The 20047-nt window shown below is 42.8% G+C and carries 19 protein-coding genes; 1 reads left to right on the forward strand and 18 read right to left on the reverse strand.

Annotation, left to right across the window (positions count from 1 at the left end):
- Positions 1-123: 123 nt before the first annotated feature.
- The gene (locus tag DXB52_RS09510) at positions 124-1878 is read right to left on the reverse strand and encodes an ammonium transporter (RefSeq protein WP_118107089.1); all 1755 of its coding nucleotides are present in this window, start codon (positions 1876-1878) and stop codon (positions 124-126) included.
- 437 nt (positions 1879-2315) lie between these two features.
- Between DXB52_RS09510 and DXB52_RS09515 the strand changes: the two genes are divergently transcribed.
- Positions 2316-2762: a GatB/YqeY domain-containing protein gene (locus DXB52_RS09515; protein WP_015528103.1), complete on the forward strand. Its 447-nt coding sequence runs from the start codon at positions 2316-2318 to the stop codon at positions 2760-2762.
- Between the two features lie 97 nt (positions 2763-2859).
- On the opposite strand, the gene DXB52_RS09520 is transcribed toward DXB52_RS09515, so the two are convergent.
- The 17 genes from DXB52_RS09520 to trpE form a co-directional block, all read right to left on the reverse strand.
- Positions 2860-3489, reverse strand: a complete 630-nt coding sequence (locus DXB52_RS09520; RefSeq protein WP_117542094.1) for a cytidylate kinase-like family protein — start codon at positions 3487-3489, stop codon at positions 2860-2862.
- A gap of 47 nt (positions 3490-3536) precedes the next feature.
- Complete coding sequence (locus tag DXB52_RS09525; protein WP_118107091.1) at positions 3537-5618, reverse strand: ABC transporter permease; 2082 nt, start codon at positions 5616-5618, stop codon at positions 3537-3539.
- Positions 5615-6379: an ABC transporter ATP-binding protein gene (locus tag DXB52_RS09530; RefSeq protein ID WP_020435836.1), complete on the reverse strand. Its 765-nt coding sequence runs from the start codon at positions 6377-6379 to the stop codon at positions 5615-5617. Before DXB52_RS09530 ends, DXB52_RS09525 begins: the two co-directional genes overlap by 4 nt.
- Before the next feature lie 138 nt (positions 6380-6517).
- Complete coding sequence (locus tag DXB52_RS17095; RefSeq protein ID WP_472520071.1) at positions 6518-7003, reverse strand: ATP-binding protein; 486 nt, start codon at positions 7001-7003, stop codon at positions 6518-6520.
- The gene (locus DXB52_RS17100; RefSeq protein ID WP_472520072.1) at positions 6970-7500 is read right to left on the reverse strand and encodes a hypothetical protein; all 531 of its coding nucleotides are present in this window, start codon (positions 7498-7500) and stop codon (positions 6970-6972) included. The genes DXB52_RS17095 and DXB52_RS17100 overlap by 34 nt, the downstream gene beginning before the upstream one ends.
- 2 nt (positions 7501-7502) lie before the next feature.
- Entirely contained in the window at positions 7503-8180 is a 678-nt protein-coding gene (locus tag DXB52_RS09540; protein ID WP_054753843.1) for a response regulator transcription factor, read from the reverse strand.
- Between the two features lie 70 nt (positions 8181-8250).
- On the reverse strand, positions 8251-9084 hold the full coding sequence (locus DXB52_RS09545) for a PRD domain-containing protein (RefSeq protein ID WP_055166764.1): 834 nt from the start codon (positions 9082-9084) through the stop codon (positions 8251-8253).
- Positions 9085-9110: 26 nt separating this feature from the next.
- Positions 9111-11315: a PTS sugar transporter subunit IIABC gene (locus DXB52_RS09550; RefSeq protein ID WP_118107093.1), complete on the reverse strand. Its 2205-nt coding sequence runs from the start codon at positions 11313-11315 to the stop codon at positions 9111-9113.
- Between the two features lie 361 nt (positions 11316-11676).
- Positions 11677-12453 carry an SseB family protein gene (locus tag DXB52_RS09555; RefSeq protein WP_015528111.1) on the reverse strand — a complete coding sequence of 259 codons (777 nt, stop codon included), beginning with the start codon at positions 12451-12453 and terminating at the stop codon, positions 11677-11679.
- A gap of 142 nt (positions 12454-12595) precedes the next feature.
- Positions 12596-12961: a diacylglycerol kinase family protein gene (locus DXB52_RS09560; RefSeq protein WP_118107095.1), complete on the reverse strand. Its 366-nt coding sequence runs from the start codon at positions 12959-12961 to the stop codon at positions 12596-12598.
- A gap of 143 nt (positions 12962-13104) precedes the next feature.
- Positions 13105-13875, reverse strand: coding sequence for a tryptophan synthase subunit alpha (trpA, locus tag DXB52_RS09565; protein WP_118107097.1), 771 nt, complete (start codon positions 13873-13875; stop codon positions 13105-13107).
- Positions 13868-15052 (reverse strand): tryptophan synthase subunit beta, encoded by a 1185-nt coding sequence (gene trpB / locus DXB52_RS09570; RefSeq protein ID WP_117836501.1) that lies wholly within the window; start codon positions 15050-15052, stop codon positions 13868-13870. Before trpB ends, trpA begins: the two co-directional genes overlap by 8 nt.
- A gap of 50 nt (positions 15053-15102) precedes the next feature.
- Positions 15103-15774, reverse strand: a complete 672-nt coding sequence (locus DXB52_RS09575; protein WP_181989189.1) for a phosphoribosylanthranilate isomerase — start codon at positions 15772-15774, stop codon at positions 15103-15105.
- A 13-nt stretch (positions 15775-15787) separates the two neighbouring features.
- Entirely contained in the window at positions 15788-16597 is an 810-nt protein-coding gene (gene trpC, locus DXB52_RS09580; protein ID WP_118107100.1) for an indole-3-glycerol phosphate synthase TrpC, read from the reverse strand.
- A 70-nt stretch (positions 16598-16667) separates the two neighbouring features.
- A complete protein-coding gene (gene trpD / locus DXB52_RS09585) occupies positions 16668-17678 on the reverse strand; it encodes an anthranilate phosphoribosyltransferase (RefSeq protein ID WP_117579784.1) in 1011 nt (336 codons plus the stop codon).
- Positions 17679-17681: 3 nt separating this feature from the next.
- Positions 17682-18308 carry an anthranilate synthase component II gene (locus DXB52_RS09590; RefSeq protein WP_118107102.1) on the reverse strand — a complete coding sequence of 209 codons (627 nt, stop codon included), beginning with the start codon at positions 18306-18308 and terminating at the stop codon, positions 17682-17684.
- The gene (trpE, locus tag DXB52_RS09595) at positions 18305-19834 is read right to left on the reverse strand and encodes an anthranilate synthase component I (RefSeq protein WP_118107104.1); all 1530 of its coding nucleotides are present in this window, start codon (positions 19832-19834) and stop codon (positions 18305-18307) included. Before trpE ends, DXB52_RS09590 begins: the two co-directional genes overlap by 4 nt.
- Positions 19835-20047 lie beyond the last annotated feature (213 nt).

The raw sequence follows: 20047 nt of genomic DNA on the forward strand, positions 1-20047 counted from the left end.
TAAGAATACTCTTTTACTTATAAAAAAAATTCTTTTAAAAATTGTTCAATAATCATAAAAAATAATCTCCGGGAAATCAGGTTTTTCACCTCATTTCGGAGATTATTTCTTTTTAATCAAGTATTATTCTACATCTTTCAATGCTTCGAGATCTTCTTCTCCTGTACGTACTTTTACTACTTTCTGCACGTTGTATACAAAGATCTTACCATCACCGACATGTCCTGTATACAGTGTCTTGGATGCTGTTTCGATAACTTTCTCAACCGGAATATTTCCAACGATAACTTCTACTTTTACCTTTGGCAGAACAGTTACGTCCATCTCAACTCCACGGTATTTCTCGCCGGCACCTTTCTGGATACCACATCCCATAACCTGAGTCACTGTCATTCCTGTTACACCAAGATTATTCAATGCTGCTTTCAGGCGCTCGTACTTGGAAAGTTTTGCGATAATAACTACTTTATGCATTCCTGTATCTGCATCTACCGGTCCGGCTACAGGTACAGCTGCTGCTCTCTGGATTGGAGATGCTGCGTCATAATCTGCTACACCAAGATCTGTGTTTTCATTTTCATTCATTGCACCTTCTGTAATATCCATGATGCTGAATCCTGCATATGCTGATGCAAGACCATGCTCCTTGGAATCCAGACCAACAATCTCTTCTTCCTCTGAAACACGAAGTCCAATTGTCCTATCGATTACTTTGAAGATAATTGTCATTGTTACAACTGTCCAAGCAAGAACTGTTACTACACCAAGAAGCTGTGTTCCGAGAAGTCCGAATCCACCGCCGTAGAACAGACCTTTCAGTGTGCTTTCCGGCGCATTTGTTGTTGCAAAAAGACCAACTGCGATTGTTCCCCAGATACCATTTAAGCAATGAACTGCTACGGCACCAACCGGGTCATCTACATGCACTACATTATCACAGAACCAAACGCCAAATACTACGAGAACTCCTGCAACTGCTCCAATGATCAGTGCTCCTAATCCATCTGTCACATCACAAGGTGCTGTGATTGCTACCAGACCTGCGAGGGATGCATTCAGACACATAGACACATCTGGTTTTCCATAACGAAGCCATGTGAAGATCATACATACAACGGTTGCTGTTGCCGGTGCGATTGTTGTTGTCATAAAGATAGATGCAAGCTGTGGGCCTGTTGTTGCTGCCGCACCGTTGAATCCATACCATCCAAACCAGAGGATGAAACATCCAAGAGCACCTATTACAAGGTTATGTCCAGGAAATGCGTGGACTTTTGTTACTTTTCCATTCTTATCTCTTGAGAATTTACCAATTCTGGCTCCTTCCATTGCAGCTCCGATGAATGCTGTTGCTCCACCTACCATGTGGATTGCACAAGATCCTGCAAAATCATGGAAGCCAAGCTGTGAAAGCCAGCCACCGCCCCAAATCCAGTGTGCTTCGATCGGATACACAACTGCGGAGATCATTGCGGAATAAATACAATAGGAAAGAAACTTTGTTCTTTCTGCCATGGCTCCTGATACGATTGTTGCTGCTGTCGCACAGAATACCAGGTTGAATACGAAATTAGACCAGTCAAAGTTTGCATAATCTGTGAATATTCCAAGTGTCGGAATTCCTACCAGTCCGCCAAGTGCATCTTCTCCAAGCAATAATCCAAAACCAAGAAAAATAAACACGATTGTTCCGATACAAAAATCCATCAGATTCTTCATGATAATGTTACCGGCATTCTTTGCTCTGGTGAATCCTGTCTCTACCATAGCGAATCCTGCCTGCATAAAGAATACAAATGCAGCTCCGATCAGGAACCAGATGCCGAACACTTCTGTTCCGACTGTGCTTGAAATCTGAGTAATAATTTCTTGTGTCATACTACTTCCTCCTCATACCTGAAAACTAAAAAGGCGCATCCCACAGCTTCCCTGAATCATCCCCCCTGAATCGGTTCTTGCTGTGAGACACACCTTTGTGTCATTGAGACCTGCCGCTATTTGCGGCAAATCTATAGGTACCATATTTTATTAAAAGAAAAGGCACTCTGAGATCTGTTTCTCAAAGCGCCTTTGCTTTTATGTCACGTAGTTTACTCCCCTAGCCCAATGTTGTCAACCTATATTTTTACTTTTCGTAAATTTTCTGATTTTTTATACTTTTCATGCATTTCTTTCATATATTTTCACAAAACAGAGTGCACTCTTGCAATATAAACCACCATCTGCTAAAATTTATCTTATGAATCAAGAGCAATCCGCTCTTTTCAATAATTGTAACTATTTCAAGCATATTAAATTATAAGGAGGACTCTAAAATGAGCAAAATTGATGAAATCAGAAGCGCTATGGTCGCTGCAATGAAGGCAGGAGACAAAGAACGAAAAGCCGCACTTTCCTTTCTGCTCTCCTCTCTGAAGAATAAAGCTATCGACAAACGTGCCGACCTGACAGAAGAGGAAGAAGGACAGGTAATCTTAAAAGAAATCAAACAGTTAAAAGAAACAATTGATATGACACCTGAAGATCGTACAGATCTGATTGAAGAGGCTCAGAAGCGTCTTGCTGTTCTTGAAGAATATGCACCAAAGATGATGAGCGAAGATGAGATCAAAGCAGTGATCACATCCGTTCTTGCAGATCTTGGTATCGATGCTCCTACAGCAAAGGATAAAGGTAAGATCATGAAAGAACTCATGCCGAAGGTAAAAGGCAAAGCTGACGGTAAAGAAGTCAATCAGATTCTTGCCGGCATGATGAAATAAATACAGATTCCAGAATAAAGACGTAGCAAAGAGGGTGTCGCACTAAACGACACCCTCTTACTTTTTGTTAATTATTTCATTTTTTCTGCTTATTTTGTCATCTGTTTTCCCACTTATGATAAATCGCCTCAAGTGCATCTACCGCACCATCGATTCCAAGAAGACTTGTATTCAGCAGGATTGCATTCGCATCAATGCTTCCCCACTTACGGTCTGTTCTACCTTCATAATACAGGCGTCTCTCTCTGTCAATCTTCTTAATCTTATCTACAGCCTCTTTCTCGGAAAGCTTATAGATATCCATGATTCGATTGATTCTATCATCCTTATAAGCATAGATAAATGTATTCACAACATTTGAATAATCCCCAAGAACATAATCTGCGCAGCGTCCCACGAAGATTCCAGGTCCGCGTTCCGCAAGCTTGCGGATGATTGCCGACTGTGCGTCAAAAAGTTGATCACTTAATGGTTTCTCCACTTCCGGACTGAGCATAAATGTAGTATAATCACCCATTCCAATATAATAGCTTGATAACACATTTCCAAGTCTCGTCTCATCTACTCTTCCAGCATCTTCGTTCGAAATTCCAAGATCTCTTGCTGCCATTCGAATCAGATTATGATCGTAAAGAGGAATGTTCAGTCTCTCTGCCAGTCTGTTTCCTACTTCATGACCGCCACTTCCGAACTGTCTTCCAATTGTAATAATTGTGTGATCCATCATAAGCAAGTCCTCCTTTTTCTGATAATTCTATTCTATCACTCTTTGAATTAAGAAAAAAGACTTTCTTCCTGTTTTCCGCTAACAATTTTGTAATACTGTTTCGAAGTCACCATATAGACAATGATATAGAATAATGCAAATACTAAATAGGAGCACACTGTCACCAGAATCAGGAATTTTCTGTCAGAAAAAGCAAGCAGATGCACCATTTTTTCTATCATTGGAAATGCAAATGCCGTATGAATTCCGGCAGCCACAAGAGGCAGGAAGAATACTGTCATTACCTGAGAATTGATCGTCTGACGCACTTCTTTCTGTGTCATCCCCACTTTCATCAGAATCTGGAATCTGTCCTGATCCTCATAGCCTTCTGTAATCTGTTTATAATAAATGATCAGCACCATTCCAAGAATGAATACGACTCCAAGAAGGATTCCAAGGAAGAACAGACCGCCGTACAAAGCCTGGTAATCAGCCCTTGATGCGGCTCTGCTGTCTGTAGAAGCTCCAAAAAATAGGGTATCTGATTCCTCTGATTCCTGTTCAGCCAATGCATTGATTTTCTTGTCAATCTCGTTTTGAATCTGGATCTGCTCTTCATCTCCACAGGACAGATCAAAATTGTAGTACCATTTCTCATAAGAACCATTGACACCGTAAACGGAAACATTTCCTTCTTCCAAAGCTTTTATATCTTCCAGTCCGGAAACCACCAGATAGAAGCTGCTGTTCATATTTGCCATATTATTTCCATTTGAAATCATTTTATCCAAATGTCCTTTAATCCTCCATGTCCCGGAATTCTCCACCGTGATCTGATCATAGGGGAAATCGGAATCTTTCGCATACAGATACGCTTCCCCGGGAGCAAGCACCAGATTCGTCCCCATGATCCGATTATACGCTTCCAACGGCAGAGCATAGAACATTTTTAAATGATCAAATGTATTCACTTCATTGACTCCCGGAGCATTCTCCGGATTAAAATAGATTTCATTTTTTGAAACAATTCCACTGACTGTAAGCATCCGGTAATTCTCCGGATTCTCCGCGGTCTGGTTATGTTCTTTCAAAACCTTCTGTACAAGCTCTATAATCTGTCCATTCTGATTCTCTTTCATTTCTTCCGTCTGCTCCGGTTTCGTGTACATCTCAATCTGGACAGATTTCGGATATCGAAGATTCAAGCCATGTTCCATACTCAGATACAGGCTGGTTGTAGAAGATACCATAACCAGAACCATTGTGGACAGAATACAAATAGACGCTAATCCTGCCCCATTTCGTTTCATACGGTAAATCATGGATGAAAGTGAAATAAAATGATTTGTTTTATAATAATATCCTTTCTTTTTCTGCATTATTTTACAAAATGTGACCGAGCCGGCAATAAATAACAGATACGTTGCAAGGATTACCAGCACGACGGCAACCATAAACCAGATCATCGCTACAAGCGGATCTTTGATTGTCAGGGATAAATAATAAGCCACACCAAGCAGAAGCAACCCGAGTACTGCAAAGATCCAGTTTGCCTTCGGAGGTTTCTCTCCTGTCTTTTCACTTTTTAAAAGTTCTACAGGTTTTAACCGATAGACGGACACGATCATCCGAAGCATGATTAATGCAAAAATGACCAGGAATAACAGTGCCGTAGCCACAAGTGCCGGAACACTGATCTTCATAGAAAGTCCGGCATTACTTCCAAGTATCTTCGCTGCCAGAAGTTCCCCTAATTTAGAGAACAGGATTCCTCCCACGATTCCTCCTGCAATCGTCAGAACACTGATGATCAGATTCTCAAGAACCATGATTTTTACAAGATCGATTTTTCCCATTCCAAGGATGTGATACAACCCAAACTCTCTCTGTCGTCTGCGGATCAGAAATGAATTTGTGTAATACAGAAGGATCAGCGAAAAGATTGAGATCACACCAGAACCAAATCCAAGGATCATCTGCATAGTATCCCCACCTTTGATCTGGGCAAACTGCGGACTCACTGCAAGATAATCGATCAGATAGAACATCATAACCATACAGATACATGTGATCAAATATGGAAGATACAGCTTCTTATTTTTCTTAATTCCATTAACGGAAAGTTTCAGATAAAGTCCACTTTTCATCGTCTCTCACCACCTGTCGCAAGCATTGTCAGTGTCGCTGAGATATTCTGATAGAACTGTTCATCTGTCTGTTCGCCTTTATATACCTGGTGGAAAACTTCTCCGTCTTTAATAAATAGCACTCTCCCGGCCTTGCTCGCTGCTTTGACAGAATGTGTTACCATAAGGATCGTCTGTCCCGATTGATTGATCCGCTCAAATACCCCGAGCAATTCATCCGTTGATTTCGAATCGAGTGCCCCGGTCGGCTCATCCGCCAGGATCAGTCTCGGATCTGTGATCAGCGCTCTCGCCACTGCTGCACGCTGCTTCTGTCCTCCTGACACCTCATAGGGATACTTCTCCAGAAGTCCTGCAATTCCAAGTTCTTTCACGATTGGCATCATCCTGACATTCATTTTCCTGTAATCAACTCCCTGCAGTACCAATGGCAGTAAGATATTGTCCTTTAGATTAAATGTATCCAAAAGATTGAAATCCTGAAATACAAACCCAAGATGATCTCTCCTGAACTTGGACAGATCCTTCTCACGGATTGCTGATAACGGTTTTCCATCCAGATAAACTTCCCCTTCAGTTGGTTTATCCAATGCCGCCAGCATGTTCAGTAATGTCGTCTTCCCCGAGCCACTCTCTCCCATGATTGCTACATATTCGCCCTCTTCTACTGAGAATGTTACCTTAGAGAGTGCCTGTACCTGATTACCGCCAAAACGGGGACGGTATATTTTTTTCAAATTTTCTACTTCCAAAACTGTCATTTCTTACGACCTCCTCTTCTTTCTTTCAACATCCTCAGTATAACAATACAGCCAGAATGCCAACATTGATTTCTGTGACATTCCAGCTGTCTGATGTGACAATTTTGTCACTTGCTTCTCTCTGTGTGATTTAGTGGTTTACTCTGTTCTCAACGGATACTCTGCCAGATCTATTGTAAAACTGCTGCCTTCCCCCAGCTTCGACACTACCGTGATCTGATGCCCAAGTTTCTTTGCCGCCATCTGACTCAGATACAGACCGATTCCCGTTGATTTCCGTTCCATTCTTCCATTATATCCCGTATATCCTTTTTCAAAGATTCTCGGCAGATCCTCCGGTGCAATCCCCATTCCGGTATCTGTAACTGTCAGTTTCTTTTCTTCACTGACAATAATCGTCACAGTTCCTTTCAGTGTATATTTCACTGCATTGGATAACAACTGTTCAATAATAAACGAAAGCCATTTCTCATCCGTCAAAACAATCTGATCTGTCCCTTCATAGATCAGACGGATTCTCCTTCGAATAAACTGTCCTGCATATTTACGGATCGATTTTCTTACAATTTCATCCAAAGGATACTGTGCGATTACCAGATCCTTCGTGCCACTGTCAAGACGCACATACCAAGTGCCATCTCCACATACTGCTCCACCCGGAACAGTTCGGCTTTCAGATTCTGATTCGTCTCGGTATCTTCCTGCTGAAGTAATACATTCATCACAGCAATCGGTGCCTTGATCTGATGCACCCAGGTTGCATAATAGTCCTCCATGTCCTGACCGGACTTCTCCCATCTGGCATGTTCTTTTCTTTGCTGTTGTTCTTCTTTTCTGATTAGCTCCTGATATCCTGACTCAATCCCATCTTGTGCGATTGGAAGCGAATCCTCATAAGGTCCTTCTCCTTGCAGCAAATGCTCCAGCTTCTGCCCGGTTTTCTTATACCGCAAATATCCACAGAGAAGAAAAAGTAATCCAAATGCCAGACACAACACTGTTGGATAAACCGCTACCTTCAGATTAATCTCTTCCAACACAAAAATCAGAAAAAAGATTCCCGCACACAGCAAACTCCACAGAAGCACAAATCGGATTCTTTTCAAATATTGTAAAAACATTTTTACTCCTTCTCGATGATATATCCACCGCCGACTTTCGTCTTGATAAAGCCTTCCAATCCCGCTTTTTCCAGCTTTTTCCGAAGTCTTCCGACATTGACTGTCAATGTATTCTCTTCGATATAATTGTCTGTCTCCCACAGCTTTGTCATCAGCGTGTCTCTGCTGACCACGCGTCCTTTATTCTCCATCAATGTCTGTAAGATACGAAATTCATTCTTTGTCAACTCAATCTTTTCCCCATTATAGGTCATTGTTGTATCATAGAGGTTCAGGATTGCTCCTCTATGTTCCAGCATCGGCACTTTTCCTGACAAATCATACGTTCTTCTCAGCAGAGCCTGAATCTTCGCTGTCAGTACACTTAAGTCAAATGGTTTTGCCACAAAGTCATCTCCGCCCATATTCATCGCCATGATAATATTCATATTATCCGCTGCTGAAGAGATAAAGATCACCGGAACGCTCGATATCTTACGGATCTCGCTGCACCAGTGGTATCCATTATAAAAAGGAAGCGTGATATCCAAAAGCACCAGATGTGGACCATACTCTGCAAATGTCTCAAGAACCTTTGCAAAATCTTCCACATAACGTGCTTCATTTCCCCACGCTTCCATCTCTTTTTTAATTGCCCCTGCCATCACAAGGTCATCTTCTATGATTAGAATCTTATACATTCTGCGGATTCTCCTTTCGCTCTTATCCACTACTATATCTCATGGTATACAGTATTTCAAGAGCACACGGTCATACCGTATCCGGCGAGATAACCCGCTGGATATGGATTGCAAGAAATCCGATTTCTTCTTTTGCGACCGGCTGTTTCAGCTGTCTGGACATATAGTCACACACTCTCTTCGCCGCCTCTCCGGTCCTTGGATAATTCTGAAAAATGAAATCATTAAAGTCTGCATTCGTCCCTTCACCCTTACGGGTTCTCAGAATCATATAATACATATGACTCATCAGACGTGTACATCCAAGTGAGCCGCTCTCCAGCTTCTGATCGAATTCCTGTTCAATCATGGCAATCCCTTCATTTACAATCCTGGTCGCATCCAGAGTCTGGGATACTGCCTCATCAGAAAGGCCTGCATGGATATGTAGCGTAATGAATCCGACTTCATCCTCTGAGATTTCATATCCTGTCAGCTGCTGTATAATTTCCCGCCCTTTCAGGGCCACTTGATACTCCTCTCCAAACAACACACGGATATCCGGTGTAAATGGATTCGGAAGCTGGCGGTTCTCCTTCGCTCTCTTCGCTGCAAGCGCAATATGATCTGCCAACGGAAGCAGCATCTCATGATTGATCTTCTGAAACACGTTCTCTGCTTCTTCAATGATCTTTCCTGTTGCCTCAATAAACTCCGGACGGATTCCATTGACTGTTTTCAGAACAGACTCCTGCTTTCTTCTTGTGACAAGGGAATATACTTTGGCTCCGGGAAGTTTCTCGATCTGTTCTGTAGGTTTCTTTCCAAATCCCACACCGTTTCCGAGAAGGATCATCTCCTTCCCTGTCTCAACATGATATACAAGAATCCCATTATTATTCAGAACTTTAATGACTCGATACATCCCCCCGGAGCCTCTCTTTCTTTCTCTTAATTCAAGCTTACGATTTCTGCTGTCTTCTCAAGCTTCTCTACTTTTCCGCTCTTAGACATTCTGATCTCTTCACCTTCCTGAAGACTTGTAAATACAACCATACATTCATCGGATTTTGCATGCTCTTGGATATATTTTATATCAAAACCTATCAGTTTGTCACCCTTTTTTACTCGGTCTCCGTCATTTACAAAAGTTTCGAATCCTTTTCCATCCAGATTTACAGTATCCACGCCAATGTGAAGCAGATATTCGGTTCCGTCATCACTAGTCAGACCAACTGCATGTTTTGATGGGAAGATAAAAGATACAGTTGCATCTTCCGGTGCATAAGCCATTCCCTCTTCCGGGCGAACCAGATAACCGTCTCCCATCATTTTCCCTGCAAATGCTTCGTCACACGCTTCTTCGATCGGTGCTGCCACTCCTGTGAATGGAGAGCAAAGCTCTTTCTTTACAGTTCCGGCTGCAACAGTTTTGTTCTCATCTTTCTTCGCTTCATCTTTTGTTTCTGCACATTTATTCGTTTCTTCTGCGCTGTTTTCGTTTTCTTCCGGAAGATATTCCACATTCGGAGCTTTCTCCAGATAATCTTCCAGATTGGATTTAATCACAGAAACAGCCGGTCCGTAGATTACCTGGATTCCCTGTCCTTCTCTTACGATTCCGGATGGGGATGTCATTCTTAAGACATCTTCATTTACCAGTTCCGGCTTTACTACCGTACAACGAAGTCTTGTCGCACAGCAGTCTACATCAGAAATGTTTTTCTTTCCCCCAAGTCCTCTTGTGATCAGTGCGCTCTTCTGATCTTCCGGTGTCATTTCATTTTCAGAATCTGCATCATTTCCATCTACTTTTGCTTTATAATCAGCTTTTGTATACAGCTTCGTTTCCGCATCATCATCTTCTCTTCCCGGTGTCTTCAGATTCAGTTTCAGAATCAAAGTACGGAAGATGATATAATATAAGAAGAAATAAATAATTCCAACCGGGATGATTCTGATCCAGCTTGTCTTAGCATTTCCCTGAAGGATACCGAAAAGGAACAGATCAATAAATCCACCGGAAAATGTAAGTCCTACTGCAATATTTAACATATGTGCGATCATATAAGCGGATCCGGCAAGGATCACCTGTACCACAAAAAGGATCGGTGCTACAAACAGGAATGAGAATTCCAGTGGCTCTGTGATTCCAGTCATCATACATGCAAGTGCTGCAGAAAGCAGAAGTCCGCCTGCCTGTTTCTTCTTCTCCGGTTTTGCACACTGATACATTGCAAGTGCCGCACCCGGAAGACCAAAGATCATGAAGATAAATTCACCGGAAAAATATCTTGTCGCATCCGCACTGAAATGTACTGTGGATGGATCTGCAAGCTGCGCAAAGAAGATGTTCTGACCGCCCTGTACCAGCTGTCCCGCAACTTCCATTGTTCCTCCAACCGCTGTCTGCCAGAATGGAAGATAGAATACATGGTGAAGTCCAAATGGAATCAACGCTCTCTTAATAATACCAAAGATCAATGTTCCAATATAACCTGTTCCTGTTACAAGTCCGCCGAGTGCATAGATTCCATTCTGAACGGTTGGCCATACAAAATAGAGTACGATTCCGACAGCCACATAAGTCAATGTTGAAATAATCGGAACAAATCTTGATCCACTGAAGAATGACAGTGCATTCGGAAGCTGGATTTTGTAAAACTTATTATGAAGTGCTGCTACTCCAAGTCCAACGATAATACCGCCAAATACACCCATCTGTAATGTCTGGATTCCGCAGACACTTGTCACAGTTCCTTCCAGAACTCCGGCTCCAAGCGTTCCGTCTGCAAGAAGATCTCCACGGATCAGAAGCATAGCATTCATTGTTGCATTCATTACAAAGAAAGAGATCATTGCCGCAAGTGCCGCAACTTCCTTCTCTTTCTTCGCCATACCGATTGCTACACCGACAGCAAAAATGATCGGCAGGTTATCAAAAATAATACTTCCCGCTTTGCTCATAATTGTGAGCAGGGAATTCAGAATTGTCCCCTCGCCTAAAATTGCCTGAAGATGATATGTCTCAATCATCGTTGCATTTGTAAATGAACTTCCTACTCCAAGCAGAAGTCCTGCTACCGGAAGAATTGCGATTGGAAGCATAAAACTTCTTCCGATTCTCTGCAATACTCCAAAAATCTTGTCTTTCATCTGTAATCCTCCTCGTATCATTTCTCACAGAGTTGACGCATCCCATAGTTTCTTGTGCTGGCACAGTTCTGCAACTTACTTATCCTATACTATAATGCGCAAAAAAGGCATAAACTAATCCTCAATAACCAAGTCCACCTTATCTGGTGAACTTATTAAGGATAGTTTATGCCTGCTTTACCAGTAACACTCTATCATGCGCTTTTCTCTTTTAACCACGTATAGTATAACCAAACTCACTTCCAACAGTCAATCTGTAATATTCAACAATATTTGTCCTGTTTTTTTGTTGAATATGTTACTTAGTGATCATTCCAGTAAATCATTTTTTTCTTTTGATTTAAATTATTTTCTTTTCATTTTACGCTTCTGGCTTTTGCTTATTTGCTTTTGTAATATCCAGACGTACATTCACACCAAATGGATTGATTGCAACTCCCTTTGCATCCGGAATCAGTATCTCCGGAATCTTATCTGCCGGGATTGCTGCTGTCTTCATCTTCTTGCCCTGTGCAAATCTGGTAAATTCTATCATATCTGTAAAGATCGGCTGATACAGACTTCCGTCCGGCTGTCTCAGAAGTGGAACCTGATTATCTTCCTGAACTCCTACGATAAAGGTTCCTTTCTTATAATGCGCCATCATCTCTTCCTGAAGTTCCTTCACATTCTCCGGCATCTCCGGTCCGATATTGCGGTGCATCTCCTGCATCAGATACATTGCTGTCAGATGAAGCTCCGGATTCTCGATCAGTTTCTTTCCGTCAGGCAGTTCTTCCTTATTCTTACGAACTACAAGCTGTTCCAGCTGAACCCTGATCTCCTCCTCTGTACCAACATTCACTGCCAGTGCATTCACGCCCATTGTATACAGGTTTGTAAAAAATCCAAGTCTGGCATTCTTTTCAATCTTGGCAATTCCTACATGATAACGATCTTCTGCAAGCGTCTTTGCCTTTTCCTTTGCAGACTCTTCCTGATAATAAACCAGAACCTCGTCATCAAATGTCTCTTCATCACAGAGGACAAACGGCATCTTCGTCACACCTGACATGATCACATAAATCTCTTCGAGATTTCGCAGATTCACCAATGCCTGCTTCATCTCTGTACTGACAATTACTTTATTCTCATCCATCTCTTTGTTTTCCTTTCTGGTTGCTTTTCTTTATATTACAGTAGTGCAATAAAATGATGTGAGTGTCAAAAGTAAATTTTGCCACTCACTGATGTAACCGGATTGCTCCATTGCTATGCAATTCCCGCAATCCTCGAACACCTCAAACTCCCATAAAATGAGGTATAAATATGATACATCCTATGATCACAGCCATGATTGCCGTAAAAAGCACTGCACCCGCTGCCGTATCCTTCGCGATCTTAGCAAGTGGCTTTCTCTCTTCTGTCACAAGATCGACAACAGCTTCCACTGCCGTATTCACAAGTTCCAGTGAGATCACCATTCCAAAAAGGAGAAGACAGATACACCATTCCATCGGTGTTAATCCTACAAAGGTTCCAACTGCTGTTACAAGAATCACTGCAAGGCAATGAATCTTCATATTCCTCTCTTTTGAAATCCCTGTCCAGATTCCTTCAAAGGCATAGCCAAAGCTTTTGAATAAAGGCTGTTTTCGATTCTTCATTCGTAGTCTCCTTTCGGATTCGTATCATAGATCAAGCAACAAATCTAATATCTATGATACCACATCTGGCTCCTTATCAAAAGAGGTATTTTCCTATTATTATCAAAAGAAGACTCGGATTTCGAATCTCATATCCTTTTCACTTATTTACAAGCTTCAACCATACTCTTTACATATTCAGCAACATACGGTACGCAGTCTTTTCCGTATTTCTCACACAACTTAACGATTGCACTTCCAACGATCGCACCGTCTGCGCTCTGACACATCTTCGCCGCCTGCTCTGGAGTGGAGATTCCGAATCCGACCGCACATGGAATATCATTTTCCTCTTTTACAAGCTTCACCATTGCTCCGATGTCCGTCGTGATCGCAGATCTTGTTCCTGTTACACCAAGTGAGGAAACACAATATACAAATCCCGATGCTTCTTTTGCAATCATCCGGATTCGGTCATGAGAAGTCGGTGCAATCAATGAGATCAGATCGATTCCGTACTTTTTGCACACGATGTCAAATTCTTCTTTCTCTTCAAATGGAACATCCGGAAGAATCAGACCATCCATTCCGACATTTTTCGCTTTCTCAAGAAATCTTTCTGTTCCGTAAGAGAATACAACATTTGCATATGTCATAAAAACAAGTGGAATCTGTGTATTCTTGCGGATTTCTTTTACCATATCGAAGATCTTATCTGTCGTCACGCCTCCTGTCAGCGCACGCAGGTTTGCGCCCTGTATAACCGGTCCTTCTGCTGTCGGATCGGAAAATGGGATTCCAAGCTCGATCAACGCCGCCCCTGCTTTCTCCATCTCATAGACGATCTGTTTCGTCGTCTCAAGATCCGGGTCACCACATGTGACAAATGGTATAAATGCTTTCTTCCCTTTAAATGCTTCCTGTATTCTACTCATGAAGATCCTCCCCTCTGTAACGTGCGATTGCTGCACAGTCCTTATCTCCGCGTCCTGAAATATTAATTACAATAATCTGGTCTTTTCCCATCGTCGGCGCAAGCTTTCTTGCATATGCAACTGCATGTGCACTCTCGATCGCCGGAATGATTCCTTCTAATTTAGAAAGGTACTCAAATGCATCGACTGCCTCATCATCTGTGACCGCTACATATTCTGCTCTTCCCTTATCATAAAGGTCTGCATGCTCCGGTCCGATTCCCGGATAATCCAGTCCGGCTGAGATTGAGTAAACCGGTGCGATCTGTCCGTACTCATCCTGACAGAAATAAGATTTCATTCCGTGGAAGATTCCAAGCTTACCAGTCGCAATCGTTGCAGCTGTCTCTGCTGTATTCACGCCGCGTCCTGCCGCCTCGCATCCGATCAGGCGCACGCCTTCATCTTCAATGAAATTATAAAATGCACCGATCGCATTGGATCCTCCGCCGACACAGGCAAGCACTGCATCCGGGAGTTTTCCTTCTTTTTCAAGGATCTGCTCCTTGATCTCTTTAGATATAACTGCCTGAAAATCACGCACGATCTGCGGAAATGGATGCGGTCCCATACAGGATCCGAGTACATAATGTGTGTCATCAATTCTTCTTGTCCACTCACGCATCGTCTCCGAAACAGCATCTTTTAAAGTACCAGTTCCACTTGTAACCGCGTGTACCTGTGCTCCGAGAAGACGCATTCTGTATACATTTAATGCCTGACGCTCTGTATCTTCTTTTCCCATGAAAACTTCACATTCCATTCCCATCAGAGCCGCTGCTGTCGCTGTTGCAACCCCATGCTGTCCTGCACCGGTCTCAGCGATCACTCTTGTCTTTCCCATCTTCTTCGCAAGGAGAACCTGACCTAACACGTTGTTAATCTTATGGGCACCTGTGTGATTGAGGTCTTCTCGTTTCAGATAAATTTTCGCCCCGCCAAGATCTTCTGTCATACGTGCTGCATAGTATAAAAGAGACGGTCTGCCTGCATATTCATTTAATAATGTATTCAGTTCGTCATTAAATTCTTTGTCATTTTTATAGTAGTTGTACGCCTTTTCCAATTCGATCACTGCATTCATCAGTGTCTCCGGAATGTACTGTCCACCATGGATTCCGTATCTTCCTTTTGTCATGGTTGTCTCTCCTTCTTTCTTGTTTCTATTGTTTTGGTAAATTTATTCATTCACTTGTATACTCTTTTGTTTTTCAAAAAATGTTTACTGCTTTCAAAATTTCTCACAGTTTTCACAGCTTGAAGAATTTTCTCACGATCTTTCTTTCCATCTATCTCCACTGCACTGCTCAGGTCAATTCCCCAAGGGTGTATTCGCTGTATTGCCTCCGGTATGTTCTCCGGATTCAGTCCTCCTGCGAGGAAATACGGCCGCTTTGTCCAGCCTTCCAAAAGACTCCAATCAAATGTCTCGCCGGTTCCGCCTTTTCCGTGATCGAGAAGAATCAAATCTGCACTGCTCGCTGCCGCCGCATCAAGATCTTTTTTCTCCTGAATCGAAAATGCTTTCATCACCGGATGGTCTGTCAGGCTTTTCAACTTCTTTATATATGCCTCATCTTCCTGCCCGTGAAGCTGAGCAATCTGAATGGTTCCTTCATTTAATAATTGTGCGACCTCACCGCAATCTTTATTGACAAATACTCCGACCGGGCAAATCTGCGATTCAAGATTTTGAACCAGTTCACGAACTTTCGAAATGGATACATTTCTCCGGCTCTTTGGCACATCGATGATAAATCCGCAATAATCCGGTTTTGCTTCATTTATATAGGTAATATCTTCCGGGCGGCTTAATCCGCAGATCTTAATCTTGGGCATGTTCATTTTTTCTTGTCTCATACTATATCTTCCGCTAATTCATATCTAGCTGCCTTCCTGTCTGCTGCTTCAACTCCATCAGTGCTGCTTTCCGATCAGATTTTCTCATCAGAAGTTCTCCGATCAGTACCGCATCGGTTCCATTTTCATAAAGTGCTTTCATATCTTCCACTCCGCGGATACCGCTCTCAGATACGAAAACTGTTTCCGAACTGACCATTTCTCTTAGCCGAATGCTATTCTTGATATCCACTGTGAAATCTTTCAGATTCCGGTTATTTACACCGATAATCTTTGCACCGATCTTCTGTGCTCTTAAGATTTCTTCTTCGTTATGTGTTTCTACCAAAGCAGATAGTCCGAGTTCGTCTGCCAGCTGATGATACGCTTTTAACCTGCCATCTTCTAATACCGAACAGATCAGAAGTACTGCCGAGGCTCCCATTGCTTTTGCCTGATAGATCATATATTCATCACAGGTGAAATCTTTTCTGAGTACCGGAATGGATACATTTTGCACGATTTCTTTCAGATACGCATCACTGCCCCGGAACCAAAACGGTTCTGTCAGACAGGAGATTGCTGCCGCGCCGCCTGCTTCATAGTCTCTGGCGATCTCAACATATGGAAAATCCGGTGCGATTAATCCTTTGGAAGGAGAAGCTTTCTTTGCCTCGCAGATAAAGGATAATCCGTCTGCCCGAAGTGCCTGTTCGAATGCAGGGATTTGATCTTTAATTCCTTTTTCTTCCGCCTGTCTTCGAACCTCTTCTAATGGAACTATTTTCTTTTCTTCTTCGATCCGCTCTTTCGTTCGCTCGGTAATTTTCTCGAGTATATTCATACTATTTGTTCCTCTTTTTCTTTCAAGTTGCTTCTTCCATTCTCCCCTGCATAGCCGGGGATCAGACTTTTTATTTATTACTTTCTTCTTTAAACTGCTCCAGCTTCTTCAGTGCAAGTCCTTCGTCAATGATCTGTTCTGCTTTTCTTACACCTGCTTCGATTGAATCTGCTTTTCCTGCAAGATAGATTGCTGCTCCTGCATTCAGGCAAACTGCATTCCTCTTTGCTCCCTGCTCTTTTCCTGAAATGATATCCAATGTGATCTGTGCGTTTTCCTGAGGTGTTCCTCCTGTCAGTGCACCTTTTTCGCATCTCTCATAACCAAACTGCTCCGGTGTGATCTCATAGCTTGTAAATGTTCCGTCTTTAATCTCACAGACTGTAGTCGGTGCACACATGGAAATCTCATCTAACTTATCCTGTCCGTAAACGACCATTCCGCGAACGACTCCGAGATTCGCCATGACTCTTGCAAGTGGCTCTACAAGGCTTTCATCATAAACTCCCATCAGTTCCATGTTCGCTCCTGCCGGATTGGACAGTGGCCCAAGAATATTGAATACGGTACGGATACCAAGTTCTTTACGGATCGGTCCGACATATTTCATCGCAATATGATAATTCTGTGCAAATAAGAAACAGATCTGAATATCTTTGAGAAGCTGTGTGCTGCGCTCCGGTGCGACATCGATCTTCACTCCAAGTGCTTCAAGTACATCTGCCGCACCGGACTTAGAAGATGCTGCACGGTTACCATGCTTTGCGACCGGGATTCCTGCTGCCGCAATCACAAGGGAGGATGTTGTTGAAATGTTAAATGAATTTGCTCCGTCTCCCCCTGTTCCTACGATTTCCAGCACATCCATGTCATGCAAAAGCTTGATGCAGTGTGCACGCATTCCCGCTGCTGATGCTGTGATCTCATCGATTGTCTCACCTTTCATGGAAAGTGCTGTCAGATATGCTGACTTCTGAACATCCGATGCCTTTCCTTCCATAATCTCATTCATTACTTCTTCTGCTTCTGTATAGGTGAGATTTTCTTTCTTTGATAATTTTATAATTGCTTCTTTGATCATTTCTTAATTCTCCTTCAATGCTTTTGCATAGTCAATAAAGTTCTCTATCATCTGAAGTCCCTGCGGTGTCATCACGGATTCCGGATGAAACTGTAACCCAAAGATCGGATATTCTCTGTGTTCCATCGCCATGATCTCGTTATCCTCGCTTCGCGCTGTCACAACCAGTTCTTCCGGCAGTGTCTCTTCCTTTACTGCAAGCGAATGATATCTTGCCACCTGGATTGGAAATGTCAGATTCTGAAACAGGACACTGTCTGTCTTTACATCTTTCAGCTTTGAAGTCTTCCCATGCATCAGCTGTCCGGCGTGACCTACGGTTGCTCCAAATGCTTCCGCCATCGCCTGATGTCCGAGACATACCCCGAGCATTGGAATCTTTCCTTTCAGCTTCTGAATTGCTTCGATACAGATTCCGGCATCAGAAGGTTTTCCCGGCCCAGGTGAGATTACCAGCGCCTCGGGCGCAAGTTCCAGAATCTTTTCCGGTGTGATTTGATCATTTCGTATTACTTTCACTTCTGAATCAATCTGATCTTTTTGCATGTCACCTCTTTTTGATTCTACTCCTGCGATAAACTGATACAGGTTATATGTAAAACTGTCATAATTATCAAGTAATAGTATCATTCCAATCCTCCTTTCGCAGTTTCCACTGCCTGAAGCACTGCCCCTGCCTTATTTAAACACTCCTGGAATTCATTTTCCGGGATACTGTCTGCTACGATTCCGGCTCCTGACTGTACACGAATGTATCCATTTTTCTTATAAGCAAGACGGATGGAAATGCATGTATCTACATTTCCTGCAAAATCGAGATAGCCGACTGCCCCTCCGTAGATGCCTCTTTTCTCCTGTTCAAGTTCTGCGATAATCTCACATGCGCGGATCTTCGGTGCTCCGGAAAGCGTTCCTGCCGGAAGAATCGCATCTACTACGTCCAGTGCATCTTTATCTTTCCGAATCTTGCCTGTCACGGTGGAACCAATATGCATTACATGGGAATATCTCTGGATTTCCATATATTTATCAACTTTAACTGTTCCCGGCTGGCTGATCTTGCCGACATCATTTCGCCCAAGATCTACAAGCATGTTGTGCTCTGCAAGCTCTTTCTCGTCTGCAAGTAGCTCTTTCTCCAATTCCTGATCTTCCTCTTCGGTCACTCCTCGCTTCCTTGTACCGGCAAGAGGAAAAGTGCACACCTGTCCGTTTTCTAACTTCGCCAGCGTTTCCGGTGAAGCCCCTGCCACCTCAATATCATCACTTGAAAAGTAGAACATATACGGAGATGGATTCGAGGTTCGAAGCACCCGGTAGGTATCAAAAAGACTTCCTTTTGCCTTCGCTGTCAGCGGATTGGATAAAACGACCTGGAAAATATCACCTTCATAAATGTATTCCTTAGCTTTCTCAACCATCTTGCAATAATCTTCTTTATCCACTCCCGGATGGAACTCTTCTTCTAAAACAAGTGGTCGGAAATCTGCCTGAGCCCCGCTTCGGATCAATCGTTCCATCTCTTCTAATTCCTGCTTCGCGTTCGTATAATTTTCTTCCAGATCACCTTCCAGCTTCACGCCTGTAATCAGGATCAGCTTCTGTCTGTAATTGTCAAATACGATGACACGGTCAAATAACATCAAGTCTGCATCCCGGAAATCTCTTACTGCCGTTTTTGCTGCTGTCTTTCCTGAAGTCTCATTCTTCTCTTCCAGGACTGGCTTCAATGTCGGTTCTGCATATTTGATGTAGTCATAAGAAAAATATCCGACAAGCCCTCCGGTAAATGGAGGAAGTCCCGGAACAACCGGACTTTTATATGCTTCGAGAATTTCTCTTAGAACCTTTCCCGGATGGTCGGTTAAAACTTCCCGTCTGGTCTTATCCTCATCTTCATGCCCTTCGCTGATGATCACACGCCCATCGGTACAGGTGATCTCCATCGTTGGTGCATATCCAAGAAAGGAATATCTTCCCCACTGCTGTCTGTCCTCCGCACTTTCCAGCAGATAGCAATGCTTGCTTACCGCCCGCAGCGTCCGCATCACACTAATCGGCGTAAATGCATCTGCATACAGCTCTTTGCTGATCGGAACTCGCTTGTATCTGCCTTGTTCAGCGTAGGATCTGATTTGTTCTAATGTCTTGTCCATGTGTATTCCTCCTTGAAGTTATGCTGCCAAATGAATTTCTTGTAACTGTTCAGAGCCAACCTCCAAAATGCTACGCATTTCGTCGGTGTGGCGTATCCGCCAAATAAAATTTCAAAAACAGTCTTAAAAATGCAAGCATTTTACACCTGTTTTATGAAATTTTGCTTGGCTCTGAACAGTTACAATTTCTTATGGAATTTCTCTTTTATCCCG

The sequence above is a fragment of the Ruminococcus sp. OM04-4AA genome (assembly GCF_003462585.1).
GTDB classification, from domain to species: Bacteria; Bacillota; Clostridia; order Lachnospirales; family Lachnospiraceae; genus Mediterraneibacter; species Mediterraneibacter faecis.

Excerpts from the sequence above, each read along its gene's own strand:
- DXB52_RS09510 (WP_118107089.1), bottom strand. The coding sequence starts at position 1,878 with ATGACACAAGAAATTATTACTCAGATTTCAAGCACAGTCGGAACAGAA.
- DXB52_RS09515 (WP_015528103.1), top strand. The coding sequence starts at position 2,316 with ATGAGCAAAATTGATGAAATCAGAAGCGCTATGGTCGCTGCAATGAAG.
- DXB52_RS09520 (WP_117542094.1), bottom strand. The coding sequence starts at position 3,489 with ATGATGGATCACACAATTATTACAATTGGAAGACAGTTCGGAAGTGGC.
- DXB52_RS09525 (WP_118107091.1), bottom strand. The coding sequence starts at position 5,618 with ATGAAAAGTGGACTTTATCTGAAACTTTCCGTTAATGGAATTAAGAAA.
- DXB52_RS09530 (WP_020435836.1), bottom strand. The coding sequence starts at position 6,379 with ATGACAGTTTTGGAAGTAGAAAATTTGAAAAAAATATACCGTCCCCGT.
- DXB52_RS17100 (WP_472520072.1), bottom strand. The coding sequence starts at position 7,500 with ATGTTTTTACAATATTTGAAAAGAATCCGATTTGTGCTTCTGTGGAGT.
- DXB52_RS09540 (WP_054753843.1), bottom strand. The coding sequence starts at position 8,180 with ATGTATAAGATTCTAATCATAGAAGATGACCTTGTGATGGCAGGGGCA.
- DXB52_RS09545 (WP_055166764.1), bottom strand. The coding sequence starts at position 9,084 with ATGTATCGAGTCATTAAAGTTCTGAATAATAATGGGATTCTTGTATAT.
- DXB52_RS09550 (WP_118107093.1), bottom strand. The coding sequence starts at position 11,315 with ATGAAAGACAAGATTTTTGGAGTATTGCAGAGAATCGGAAGAAGTTTT.
- DXB52_RS09555 (WP_015528111.1), bottom strand. The coding sequence starts at position 12,453 with ATGGATGAGAATAAAGTAATTGTCAGTACAGAGATGAAGCAGGCATTG.
- DXB52_RS09560 (WP_118107095.1), bottom strand. The coding sequence starts at position 12,961 with ATGAAGAATCGAAAACAGCCTTTATTCAAAAGCTTTGGCTATGCCTTT.
- trpA (WP_118107097.1), bottom strand. The coding sequence starts at position 13,875 with ATGAGTAGAATACAGGAAGCATTTAAAGGGAAGAAAGCATTTATACCA.
- trpB (WP_117836501.1), bottom strand. The coding sequence starts at position 15,052 with ATGACAAAAGGAAGATACGGAATCCATGGTGGACAGTACATTCCGGAG.
- DXB52_RS09575 (WP_181989189.1), bottom strand. The coding sequence starts at position 15,774 with ATGAGACAAGAAAAAATGAACATGCCCAAGATTAAGATCTGCGGATTA.
- trpC (WP_118107100.1), bottom strand. The coding sequence starts at position 16,597 with ATGAATATACTCGAGAAAATTACCGAGCGAACGAAAGAGCGGATCGAA.
- trpD (WP_117579784.1), bottom strand. The coding sequence starts at position 17,678 with ATGATCAAAGAAGCAATTATAAAATTATCAAAGAAAGAAAATCTCACC.
- DXB52_RS09590 (WP_118107102.1), bottom strand. The coding sequence starts at position 18,308 with ATGATACTATTACTTGATAATTATGACAGTTTTACATATAACCTGTAT.
- trpE (WP_118107104.1), bottom strand. The coding sequence starts at position 19,834 with ATGGACAAGACATTAGAACAAATCAGATCCTACGCTGAACAAGGCAGA.